Origin of the sequence: Hydrogenophaga sp. (genome assembly GCF_018780075.1) — a bacterium.
GTDB lineage: Bacteria > Pseudomonadota > Gammaproteobacteria > Burkholderiales > Burkholderiaceae_C > Hydrogenophaga.
The window spans coordinates 18,311-29,012 of record NZ_JADMKB010000163.1; the positions used below are offsets into that span (position 1 = coordinate 18,311).

The following is a 10,702-nucleotide window of genomic DNA, read 5'->3' on the forward strand; positions in this document are numbered from 1 at the left end:
CCGGATAAACAAACGCGCGGATGTTGGCTTCATGAGCTCATCACCGAACGGCATGAAGACCGGCTTGCAGCCCTGCAGTTGCCGAGCATGGATATGCGAAATGCTTCGTTCGCGGCGCGGGCCCCGGTGCCTAGAGTGAAAAAAGGACGGCGCCATCCGAGCCGCACCTGATCACTTCCGAACCACTCTTTCAGGAGCCATTTCATGTCCCAACTCAACGACCTGCCCAGCACCTACGCCCGCTTCAAGGTCGAGCCCTACACCCCCAACATCGGCGCCGTGATCCACGGCCTGGACCTGGGCCAGCCACTGGACGAAGCCACGCAGGGCGAGCTGCGCCAGGCGCTCGCGCAACACGAGGTGATCTTCTTCCGCGACCAGCAGCTCACGCCCGAACAGCAGGTGCGCTTCACCCGCAGCTTTGGCAACGTGGCCGAGGTCAAGGCCTTCTTCCCGCGCCTGGAGAGCCACCCCGAGATCGAGATCGTCGAAAGCTCGGCTGAGCGCCGCTACGCCGCCAACAACTGGCACGCCGACATCACCTGGCGCGAGCAGCCGCCGCTGGGCACCAGCCTGTACGCGCAGGTGGTTCCGGCCACCGGTGGCGACACCCTCTGGGCCAGCCTGACCAAAGCCTTCGAGAGCCTGCCCCCGGCCTTCCAGGCCTACCTGGAAACGCTCACTGCCGTGCACACCTGGGAAATCAGCGGCTGGACCGAGTACCTGTTGCGCAAGGACGCCAGCGGTGAAGAGCTCAAGGCCGCCCGAGCCAAGTACCCGCCGGTGGAACACCCGGTGGTGCGCGTGCACCCCGTCACCGGCAAGAAGATTCTTTACGTCAATTCCACCTTCACCAGCCACATCAAGGGCCTGACGCGCTCACAGAGCGACGCCCTGCTGACCCAGCTGTTCGAGCTGGCCCGTGTGCCCGAATTCCAGGCCCGCCTGAAGTGGCAGGAAGGCACGCTGGCCGTGTGGGACAACCGCTCCACGCAGCACTACGCCGTGGGCGACTACTTCCCGCAGCACCGCAAGCTGCACCGCATCACTGTCACGGGCGACAAGACCTTCTGATCGCCACCACAACAGGGCATCCAACATGACACAAGGGCAACTGCAACCCAAAAGAAAGCTCCGCCTCGGCGCTTTCATCATGGCCACCGGCCACCACATCGCCGCCTGGCGCCACCCGGGCGCTCAGGCCGACGCGGGCGTGAACATCCAGCACTACATCGCACTCGCCCAGACGGCCGAGCGCGGTCTGTTCGACCAGGTGTTCGTGGCCGACAGCCCGGGCATCTGGCACAAGGGGGACAAAGAATCCTTCAGCCGCCAGGGCCGGCTCTCGCACTTCGAGCCGGTCACGCTCTGGGCCGCGCTGGCGGCGGTGACGAAACACATCGGCTTCGTGGCCACCGCGTCCACGACGTACGAAGACCCTTACCTGCTGGCGCGCAAGTTCGCCTCGCTGGACCACATCAGCCAGGGCCGCGCGGCCTGGAACGTGGTGACCACCAGCGCCGAAAACGTGCACGGCAACTTCGGCCTGGAGGCGCACCCGGACCCGGCCCTGCGCTACGAGCGCGCGCACGAGTTCGTGGACGTGGTCAAGGGCCTGTGGGACAGCTTCGAGGACGACGCGTTCAGCCGCGACAAGGCCTCGGGCGTGTACTTCGACCCTGACAAGCTGCACACGCTCAACCACATCGGCAAGCACCTCAAGGTCAAAGGCCCGCTGAACATCGAGCGTTCGGTGCAGGGCCACCCGGTGATCGTGCAGGCCGGTTCGTCGGAAGACGGCAAGGAGCTGGCCGCCGCCACGGCCGAAGCCATCTTCACGGCCTGGACCAGCCTGGCCGAGGCTCAGGCTTTTTACAGCGACGTGAAGGGCCGCATGGCGAAGTTCGGCCGCCGCCCCGAGCAGCTGCTGGTGCTGCCCGGCATCTCGCCCGTGATCGGCCGCACCGAAGCGGAGGCACAGGCCAAGTGGGCCGAGCTGCAGGCGCTGATCCACCCCTCGGTGGGTCTGGCCACGCTGGAACCGTTCTGGCCGGGTGAAGACCTGAGCCAATGGGACCTGGACGCTCGCCCGCCCTACATCCCCGAGCCACCCAAGGGCATCAACAGCCGGGCGCACGTGGTGCTCGAACTCGCGCGCCGCGAGAAGTACACGGTGCGCCAGCTCTACGAGTACCTGGCCGGCGCGCGCGGGCACTGGGTGGTGGTGGGCACGCCCGTGCAGATCGCCGACCGCATGCAGGAGTGGTTCGAGAACGGCGCGGCCGACGGCTTCAACGTGATGCCGCCGGTGCTGCCGGCTTCGCTGGACGATTTCGTGGAACTGGTGGTGCCCGAGCTGCAGAAACGCGGCCTGTTCCGCACCGCCTACGAGGGCAACACGCTGCGCGAGAACCTGGGCCTGGAGCGGCCGGTGAGCCGTTACGCCGAGCCGCAGGCCAAAGCCGCGTGACAGGCATGTGATGTGGGGTTGATGCGGGGCCCTGGTTCTGAACCAGTGCCCCGCTTTTTTTTTCAAGCCGCTTCTTGTACTTGCATCACCGCCTCGCGCGTGAGCGTGGGCACGAAGCTCTCGATGAAGCCGTAGGCGAAGCCGGGCAGCCAATGGTTGCGGCGCAGGCCCAGGCGGGTGAGGTTGATCTGGAACAGGTGGCCGGCGTCGATGGCGCGCAGGTGCCCGTCGCGCTCTTCGTCCATGGCGATCGAGGCCACGATGCCCACGCCCATCTCCAGCTCCACATAGGTCTTGATCACGTCCGCGTCCATGGCGGTGAGCACCACGTCGGGCAACAACCCGGCCTGCGCGAACGCGTCGTCGATGTGCGAGCGGCCTGTGTAGCCGACCTCGTAGGTGATGATGGGAAAGGCCACCAGGTCCTGCAGCGTCACCGGCTGCGGCAGCGACAGCAGCGGGTGTCCGGGCGGCACCACGATGCTGTGGCTCCACCGGTAACACGGCAGCGTGACCAGCTGTTCGTAGCCCGCCAGCGCCTCGGTGGCCACGCCGATGTCGGCATCACCCGCGAGCAGCATCTCGGCCACCTGCTTGGGTGAGCCCTGGTGCAGGTGCAGCGTGACACGCGGGTAACGCTGGCGGAAGTCGCGCACCACGTGGGGCAGCGCGTAGCGCGCCTGCGAGTGGGTCGCGGCGATGGACAGGCGCCCTTCTTCGCGGCCCTGCAGCTCCTGCCCGGCGCGGCGCAGGCTCTCGGCATCGAGCAGCACGCGCTGGATGATGGGCATCAGCGCCTGCCCGGCCGACGTGAGCCCCAGCAGGCGCTTGCCCGAACGCACGAACAGCTCCACACCCAGTTCCTCTTCCAGCTCACGCACCTGGCGGCTCACGCCCGGTTGCGAGGTGTGCAGCACCGCCGCCACCTCGGTGAGGTTGAATCGGCAGCGTTCGGTCTCCCGGACCGAACGCAGTTGTTGGAAGTTCATGGTGGTTCTTGTTGAAATAAAAAGGGCGACACCGGGGTCCCGGTGTCGCCGCCGCAGCAGTCCAGCCAAGGGGCACCGCCGGGCCGGCTTTGCCGGACGGCCAGTGCGCCTTGCAGGCCGCGGCTGCGCCAGAGTCGCAGCCTCTTCGTCCCGTCCAAGCCTGCGCAGGCAGGCTTGGAGCCGCGGTCCTCAGCCCCCATGAGGGGGTCGCGCGCAGCGCGGCGGGGGTGTTCTAAAGCTTCGCGATGGAGACCTCGGTGGACTTGACCAGCGCCACGACATCGGAGCCCACTTTCAGCTCCAGCGCGTCGACCGAGCGGGTGGTGATGACGGAGGTCACGATGCCCCAGGGGGTCTCGACGTCGATCTCGGAGACGACGTCGCCGCGGATGATTTCGCGCACCTTGCCCTTGAACTGGTTGCGCACGTTGATGGCTTGAATGGACATGAAAAACTCCTGAAAAGAATGAAGGGAATAAGGATGGATCACACCGGCCCGTAGAGGGCGTAGAGGCCCAGCGCCACCAGCACGGCCGCGACCGCCAGGTTCACGCCCCGCTCAAAGGGGGTGATGCCGTCCGACGGCAACGGCGTCTCGGACATGCCCGGGTATTCGGGCGGCAGGGGGTTGCGGTCGGGCGGGGGCATGGCGGGTCACACGCTGTACTGCGCCTGCGCGAACGGCACCGGCGCGAACACCGGCGTCACAGGCCAGTGCAGGCCCTCGTGCAGCAGGATCGACACCGCGTCGTCCAGCCGCGTCTGGATCTCCTCGCCCGGCTGGTACTCGCCATCGGCGTCCTTCGGGATCTGGCTGTCCGACGCGTACACGCCCGGCAGGATGTGCCGGGCGCCGAGCGACTGCAGCACCGGCCGCAGCGCGTAGTCCAGCGCCAGCATGTGGTGCGGGCTGCCGCCGGTGGCGATGGGCAGCACCACCTTGCCTTTCAGCGCGGTCTGCGGCAACAGGTCCAGGAAGACCTTGAGCACGCCGCTGTAGGCCGCCTTGTAGACCGGCGTGGCCACCACCAGCGCGCGGGCGTGGGCCACCTGCTCGATGGCGCGCACCACACTCTGGTTTCCCCAGTCGGCCAACAGCAGCGCCTGCGGCGAGAGGTCGCGGATCTGCAGGCGCTCGACCCGCAGGCGGCGGTCGTCCACCTGGTCATGCAGGCGGCGGGCCACCCCGCTCAGCAAGGTGGACGAGCGCGAATGCTCGGAAGGACTGCCGGCGATCAGCAGGACGGACATGGCAAAGGACTCCCTGACGGTGTGTGACAGCGGGGGTGCAACCGCTTATTTCTTGGTGTAGATCTGGTCGAAGCTGCCGCCGTCGGCGAAGTGCACTTTGGCCGCCTGCTCCCAGCCGCCAAAGGCCTCTTCGATCTTGAACAGGTTGAGCTTGGGCAGCTGCTTGGCGTACTTGGCCTGGGCCTTGGCCGAGATCGGGCGGTAGAAGTTCTTGCCGATGATGTCCTGCGCTTCTTCGGTGTACAGGTACTCCAGGTAGGCCTGCGCCACGGCGCGCGTGCCCTTCTTGTCCACGTTCTTGTCCACCACGGTCACGGCCGGCTCGGCCAGGATGGAGAGCGAGGGGTAGACAAAGTCCACCTTGTTGCCGAACTCTTTCTCCAGCAGGTAGGCCTCGTTTTCCCAGCTGATGAACACGTCGCCCTGGGCGCGCTGGGCAAAGGTGATGGACGAGCCGCGCGCGCCCGAGTCGAGCACCGGCACGTTGTCGTAGAGCTTGCCCACGAACTCCTTGGCCTTCGCCTCGCTGCCGCACTTGCGCTTGGCGAATTCCCAGGCGGCCAGATAGTTCCAGCGCGCGCCGCCCGAGGTCTTGGGGTTGGGGGTGATGACCTTCACGTCCGGGCGGATCAGGTCGTCCCAGTCCTTGATGTTCTTGGGGTTGCCCGCGCGCGTGACCAGCACGATGGTGGAGGTGTAGGGCGAGCTGTTGTGCGGCAGGCGCTTTTGCCAGTCCTTGGGGATCCAGCCACCGTTGTTGTGCAGGGCGTCGGTGTCACCGGCCAGGGCCAGCGTGGCGACGTCGGCGTCCAGGCCGTCGATGATGGAACGGGCCTGCTTGCCCGAGCCGCCGTGACTCTGCTTGATGGTGACGTCCTGGCCGGTCTTGGCCTTCCAGTGTTTGGCGAAGGCCGCGTTGTATTCCACGTACAGCTCGCGCGTCGGGTCGTAGGACACGTTGAGCAGGGTGACGGGGGCCGTCTGGGCCCAGGCAGGCAGGCCGGTCGCGGCGACGGCGCTGGCGAACAGGGTGGTGATGAGGGTGCGGCGGGATGTCATGGGTTTTCTCCGGGAATGAACGGACAACGGAGCGGATCATGGAAGCCGGGCAACCAAACCGGAACGAATACGTTTTCAGTTGTTAATAAGGAAATCAACTAAGCAGAAAACCGTTGCCGTTCAAGGCCTGCGCAGCGGTTGCGCGGAACCCCCACGGGTAAGATGAACCGCATGAACGTACACATCCGATTTCTGGGCGCGGCCGGCACCGTCACCGGCTCCAAATACCTGGTCGAATTCAACGGCCAGAGCCTGCTGGTGGACTGCGGTCTGTTCCAGGGCTACAAGCAGCTGCGCCTGCGCAACCGCGACCCGCTGCCGGTGATGCCCAACCACATCGGCGCCGTGCTGCTGACGCATGCGCACCTGGACCACAGCGGCTACCTGCCACTGCTGGCCAAAGAGGGGTTTCATGGCAAGGTGTGGGCCACGCCGGCCACGCGCGACCTCGCGCAGATCCTGCTGCCCGACAGCGGCCACATCCAGGAAGAAGACGCCAACTTCGCCAACCGCAAGGGCTTTTCAAAACACGCGCCCGCCCTGCCGCTGTACACCGAGGCCGATGCGCTGGCCTGCCTCAAGCTCATCCGCACCGTGCCCGTGCACCAGGCCTTTGAGCCGTTGCCAGGCTGGACGGCGCGCTTCACCAGCGCGGGCCACATCCTCGGTGCGGCCAGCCTGTTGCTGGAGGTGGGCGGCCAGCGCATCCTGTTCTCGGGCGACCTGGGCCGGCCCGACGACTCGCTGATGAACCCGCCCGACCAGCCACCCGCGGCGGACGTGGTGGTGATCGAGTCCACCTACGGCGACCGCGAGCACCCTGAAGAGGACGTGCTCGCCGAGCTCGGCCCGGCGCTGCAGCGTGTGGCCGCGCGCGGCGGCACCGCCGTGCTGCCGGTGTTCGCCGTGGGCCGTGCGCAGGAGATCCTGCACGCCATCGCCCTGCTCAAGGCCAACGGTGTGCTGCCGCACAGCCTGCCGGTGTACCTGGACAGCCCCATGGCCATCCACACCACCGACCTGTACGACCGCCACCTGGGCGAACACCGGCTCAGCGCCGCGCAGTGCCGCGACATGGAGCACGTGGCCAAGATGACGCGCAGTGCCGACGAGTCCAAGGCCATCGCACAACAACACGGTCCCAAGATCGTGCTCGCCGCCGCCGGCATGGCCACCGGTGGGCGCGTGCTGCACCACCTGGTGCAGTACCTCGGCCACCACCGCAACATGGTGGTGCTCACCGGCTACCAGGCGCCTGGCACGCGCGGTGCCAGCCTGTCCGAAGGCGCGACGAGGCTGCGCATCCACGGCCAGGACGTGCCCGTGCGCGCCGAGGTGGTGCAGATGAAATCGGCCTCGGCCCACGCCGACGCCAGCCAGCTCATGGACTGGCTGCGCGCCCTGCCCGCCGCGCCGCGCCGCGTGTTCGTGACCCACGGCGACATGGGCGCCTCCGATGCGCTGCGCCACCGCATCGAGACCGAGCTTCACTGGCCTGCGCTGGTGCCGGAGCACGGCAGTGTGCATTCGGTCCCTGCACCACTGAAGGTCATCCCCCCGGCTGCCTGAGCAGGGGGCGCGTCAAAGACGTCCTTCTTGTTCCCCGCTCCTTCCCGCTCAAGCACGTCTGGTTGAATCTATCCCAGCTGTTGCACAACCACTTCAGCGGTGGCGCGAAGCGGCAGATTCAGCGCCAGGACGCCGTCGCGCATGTCCATCTGCAGGCCACTGCCCGCAGCCGTGGCCCGGCCGTTCTGGACGCGCCCGGCGACGGTGCCGTTGATCAGCACGGCATGCGTGCCCTGCGCATTGAGTTGATGCACGGACAGCCGCGCATCCATCGTCCGCTCCGGTCGCAAGCGCAGCAGCAGCGCCCGTTTCTCATCGTCGTACACGGCACGCGCCACCTGCACCTGCGGGAATTCGACGCCGGAGATGTATGGATTTCTGAAGTGTTCGCTGGTCCACGGACGCTCGAACATCGAGAAGAAGCCCTGTCCGGGATTGATGCGTGCGAGCCCCAGCAAGCCATTGCCCGTCAAGGTGTTGACCCGTGGGCTGCTGAACCGCTCTGGAATGCCGTTTCCGCGCCCTGGCGATGTTTCAAAGTTGTCGTTGCGCGGATAGTGCAGCCCGCCATCGACCCAGGTGGGCGACCAGTGCCGGTCCGCATACGCGAGCATGGCGCGGGCTGTCTCGACATCGCCGGTTTCTGCCGCCAGCGCCGCGATGAAGCCGTTGCCCCAGCTCCAGGCATCCGACGCCTTGGCAAAGGGAATGACCGCCGTACCGTCTGCCTGCGGCACGAGGTACTTGCTCCGAAGCTTCGGGTAGACCTCGCGCACCTTCTGTGGCGCCCAGGCATGCAGGAAGGTTCCAGCCCATCCGTCGTTCCAGGCAAGCTGTGCGGGGACCTTGCGTCCCTGCTTGACCATCTTGAACAACATGGAGGAACCGTTCTCCGGATGGAAGAACTGCTGTTCGTCGAAAACCTTCATGTACTGCGCCGACACTTCGGAAAAGTAGGCCGTTCCTTTGCGCTGGTCCAGCAACTTGAACCCGAGCATCGGATGCTGGTTGCACTCGACGAAGATCGCGTTCGGCTCGCACTCGACACCGGCCCAGCCATTGGCCGCGAACTGGTTGCGCAGCACCTCGGCGAGGCGCGGCGTGTCGTAGACGAACTGCTCGCGCCCCATTCCGCGGGCCTTCGGGTCAAAGTCAAACGTGAGGGCGCCCGCCTGCTCATAGCGGGAACTGTCGTACAGCATGGCGTAGGTGGTGACCATCTGAAACAGGTGGCCGCTGTACATGATGTTCTGCTTGATCACCGGGTCTCGCCACCCGTCTGACAGAGCCGCAAGACTGGGGTCGAACTGCTTCGCGCCGCGGCTCACGTTCTCCCAGAAGCTCCAGACGTCGAAACGCATCATCTTCTCGACCAGCTTCTCGCTGGTCGCCTGGTGAACTTCGCGCCAGGCGGGTGTGTAGTGGTAATTCGCCAGATGCACGGTGTAGGCCATCATGGCCAGCTGATAGCGGTACGCGTCGAAGTTGCCCTGACCCGGCTCGTCGCTGTCCATCCGCGACCAGTCGTTGTGGCGCCGTTGTGCGATGTTGGAGATGAAGCGCAGGTGCCCCAGTTGCTTCTCGTCAAGCGTCGGATAGCCCTGACTCTGTCCGGGTGCAGGCGCAGCGCCGGAGCCAGAGAGGTAAAGAGCTGCGGGCAAAGCCAGCACGTTGCGGCGAGAGAGCGTCATGGTGTTTTCCTTGGGTGAATTCTGTTGCGGAGGTCGGTGGCGAGTTCGGCTGCGGAGACGCCGGCGGGAACCAGCGTCACGAAGCGGCCCTTGGGATCAAACAGCAGCATCACCACCGGGTGGTCGATGGCGTAGTTGCCAGAACGCGTGTCTCCGACGACATCGAAGCGCATTCCAAACGCTTGTGCGGTCGCGGTCATGTGGGCGGGACTTCCACTGCCGGCGCTGATGCGGTTGCTGAAGTTCGCGAGGTAAGCCGACAGCACCTCCGGGCGATCACGCTGTGGATCGACCGAAAGAAACAAGGCACGAATCCGCTGCGCGTCGGCCGGAAGCCCGTCGAACGCCTGGGTCAGCGTCGCCAACGTGGTGGGGCAGGCATCGGGACAGCTGGTGTACCCGAGGAACACGTACGTCCACTGCCCAAGAAAATCTTTCTCCGTGAGCGCCCGGCCCGACGGATCCTGGACCTGGAAGCTGGGCATGCGACGTTCGGTGAGCAGCCGGGATCGCTGGGCCACACCGGCTTTGGCGGCCGGTCCGTCAACATGGGCAAAGGCATCAACGACGGGAAGCGCACCCGCGAAGACCGTGAGCGCGGCCAGGAGCAGGGACCACGCGTTGGCAGTGTTCAAGAGCCAATGGAACACGATCAGAGGCCCAGGTCGCCGACAAGCATGTCGCTCGAATGACCAGGTACATGGTGACCATGGTGACCATGGTGACGAAAGCACCCCTTGTGTGGGGATGCGCCAACGTTCGAGATGCTCTTCATACATTCCTCACGCACACAGGCCGGTCTTCGGCGGTAAGTGCAAAGAGTATCAAGTATCTTTAACTTCAAGATACTGGAAAACCCGCATACTCAACCCCATACGGAGCCCCCAATACCGAGGCAAGTACATGGCAACAAAGAAAAAATCGACAGCGAAGATCACGCCCCAAGCGTCGGCGACGGCACTCGGGGATTTGCTGGAGCACATGTCCAGAACGCTCACCGCGAACGCCTCAGACGTGCAAGCAGATCCCCTCCAGGGCAACTCGGACGTCTTGGTTTCCCAGTGGCAAAAGCAGTTCGCTGGCGAGGACATCGCGGCCCTCGCGCTCGGCATCCGCGTCCGTCGGGTCGCCATGTTGATCGACGAGCTGTTGTTGAAGGAATGCGAGGCCGCTGGCATCCGGCTCAATGAAATGCTGTTGTTGATGGCATTGCGTCGCGTGGGCCCCCCCTACGCCATGCGGCCGACCGACATTCTCAAGATGCACAGCATCACGTCGGGCACGGTCACCTACCGCATCGACCAGCTCACCAAGCAGGACCTGGCTGAGAGGATTGATGATCCAGGTGATCGCCGGGGCTACCTGATCCGGGTGACACCCCACGGTTTGAAGATCGTTGAGAGCATCCTGCATCGTTTGGTGGCGGTCTTCCGCAGCCATCTGCAGCCGATGGCCGCGATCCCCGGTGCGTTGCCGATGTTCGAGGAGTCGCTCCGCCTTTACGAACGCTGCATCTCCGGGTCCTGACCCTTCCGTGCAAGCGCCCAACGTCCACGGACCTTGGGGGCAAAGCCAGCAGATTGGGCAACAACGGTTCTGCGGCCTCCACTGGACAAGCCCTAGCTGTGAAGCTTCAATAGGTTGTATCCGGTGTTCATCCGGATTGGGTTTGA

At 65.4% G+C, this 10,702-nt stretch carries 11 protein-coding genes; 4 read left to right on the top strand and 7 right to left on the bottom strand.

The annotated features are described in order from the left end of the window. The first annotated feature begins 204 nt into the window (after nt 1–204). Both IV088_RS24470 and IV088_RS24475 read left to right on the top strand, forming a co-directional pair. Entirely contained in the window at nt 205–1,074 is an 870-nt protein-coding gene (locus tag IV088_RS24470; RefSeq protein WP_291107193.1) for a TauD/TfdA family dioxygenase, read from the top strand. Nucleotides 1,075–1,099: 25 nt separating this feature from the next. Further along, the gene (locus tag IV088_RS24475) at nt 1,100–2,470 is read left to right on the top strand and encodes an LLM class flavin-dependent oxidoreductase (RefSeq protein ID WP_291107196.1); all 1,371 of its coding nucleotides are present in this window, start codon (nt 1,100–1,102) and stop codon (nt 2,468–2,470) included. Between the two features lie 62 nt (nt 2,471–2,532). Here the strand turns inward: IV088_RS24475 and IV088_RS24480 are convergent, their stop codons facing one another. From IV088_RS24480 to IV088_RS24500, 5 genes are all read right to left on the bottom strand, one after another. Continuing rightward, nucleotides 2,533–3,459, bottom strand: coding sequence for a CysB family HTH-type transcriptional regulator (locus tag IV088_RS24480; RefSeq protein WP_291107199.1), 927 nt, complete (start codon nt 3,457–3,459; stop codon nt 2,533–2,535). Nucleotides 3,460–3,691: 232 nt separating this feature from the next. Continuing rightward, the gene (locus IV088_RS24485) at nt 3,692–3,907 is read right to left on the bottom strand and encodes a molybdopterin-binding protein (protein WP_077331003.1); all 216 of its coding nucleotides are present in this window, start codon (nt 3,905–3,907) and stop codon (nt 3,692–3,694) included. A 38-nt stretch (nt 3,908–3,945) separates the two neighbouring features. After that, a complete protein-coding gene (locus IV088_RS24490; RefSeq protein ID WP_291107204.1) occupies nt 3,946–4,107 on the bottom strand; it encodes a hypothetical protein in 162 nt (53 codons plus the stop codon). Nucleotides 4,108–4,113: 6 nt separating this feature from the next. Beyond that, nucleotides 4,114–4,710 carry an NADPH-dependent FMN reductase gene (gene ssuE, locus IV088_RS24495; protein WP_291107207.1) on the bottom strand — a complete coding sequence of 199 codons (597 nt, stop codon included), beginning with the start codon at nt 4,708–4,710 and terminating at the stop codon, nt 4,114–4,116. A gap of 45 nt (nt 4,711–4,755) precedes the next feature. Beyond that, the gene (locus IV088_RS24500; RefSeq protein WP_291107210.1) at nt 4,756–5,769 is read right to left on the bottom strand and encodes a sulfate ABC transporter substrate-binding protein; all 1,014 of its coding nucleotides are present in this window, start codon (nt 5,767–5,769) and stop codon (nt 4,756–4,758) included. A 171-nt stretch (nt 5,770–5,940) separates the two neighbouring features. Here IV088_RS24500 and IV088_RS24505 point away from each other — a divergent pair, with 171 nt between their 5' ends. Beyond that, nucleotides 5,941–7,338, top strand: coding sequence for an MBL fold metallo-hydrolase (locus IV088_RS24505; RefSeq protein WP_291107211.1), 1,398 nt, complete (start codon nt 5,941–5,943; stop codon nt 7,336–7,338). Between the two features lie 68 nt (nt 7,339–7,406). On the opposite strand, the gene IV088_RS24510 is transcribed toward IV088_RS24505, so the two are convergent. Together IV088_RS24510 and IV088_RS24515 are read right to left on the bottom strand one after the other, a co-directional pair. Beyond that, nucleotides 7,407–9,029: a hypothetical protein gene (locus tag IV088_RS24510; RefSeq protein ID WP_291107212.1), complete on the bottom strand. Its 1,623-nt coding sequence runs from the start codon at nt 9,027–9,029 to the stop codon at nt 7,407–7,409. Then, on the bottom strand, nt 9,026–9,664 hold the full coding sequence (locus IV088_RS24515; protein WP_291107218.1) for an SCO family protein: 639 nt from the start codon (nt 9,662–9,664) through the stop codon (nt 9,026–9,028). Before IV088_RS24515 ends, IV088_RS24510 begins: the two co-directional genes overlap by 4 nt. A 268-nt stretch (nt 9,665–9,932) precedes the next feature. Here IV088_RS24515 and IV088_RS24520 point away from each other — a divergent pair, with 268 nt between their 5' ends. Then, nucleotides 9,933–10,556 carry a MarR family transcriptional regulator gene (locus IV088_RS24520; RefSeq protein WP_291107220.1) on the top strand — a complete coding sequence of 208 codons (624 nt, stop codon included), beginning with the start codon at nt 9,933–9,935 and terminating at the stop codon, nt 10,554–10,556. Nucleotides 10,557–10,702: the final 146 nt, after the last annotated feature.

Excerpts from the sequence above, each read along its gene's own strand:
- IV088_RS24470 (WP_291107193.1), top strand. The coding sequence starts at position 205 with ATGTCCCAACTCAACGACCTGCCCAGCACCTACGCCCGCTTCAAGGTC.
- IV088_RS24475 (WP_291107196.1), top strand. The coding sequence starts at position 1,100 with ATGACACAAGGGCAACTGCAACCCAAAAGAAAGCTCCGCCTCGGCGCT.
- IV088_RS24480 (WP_291107199.1), bottom strand. The coding sequence starts at position 3,459 with ATGAACTTCCAACAACTGCGTTCGGTCCGGGAGACCGAACGCTGCCGA.
- IV088_RS24485 (WP_077331003.1), bottom strand. The coding sequence starts at position 3,907 with ATGTCCATTCAAGCCATCAACGTGCGCAACCAGTTCAAGGGCAAGGTG.
- IV088_RS24490 (WP_291107204.1), bottom strand. The coding sequence starts at position 4,107 with ATGCCCCCGCCCGACCGCAACCCCCTGCCGCCCGAATACCCGGGCATG.
- ssuE (WP_291107207.1), bottom strand. The coding sequence starts at position 4,710 with ATGTCCGTCCTGCTGATCGCCGGCAGTCCTTCCGAGCATTCGCGCTCG.
- IV088_RS24500 (WP_291107210.1), bottom strand. The coding sequence starts at position 5,769 with ATGACATCCCGCCGCACCCTCATCACCACCCTGTTCGCCAGCGCCGTC.
- IV088_RS24505 (WP_291107211.1), top strand. The coding sequence starts at position 5,941 with ATGAACGTACACATCCGATTTCTGGGCGCGGCCGGCACCGTCACCGGC.
- IV088_RS24510 (WP_291107212.1), bottom strand. The coding sequence starts at position 9,029 with ATGACGCTCTCTCGCCGCAACGTGCTGGCTTTGCCCGCAGCTCTTTAC.
- IV088_RS24520 (WP_291107220.1), top strand. The coding sequence starts at position 9,933 with ATGGCAACAAAGAAAAAATCGACAGCGAAGATCACGCCCCAAGCGTCG.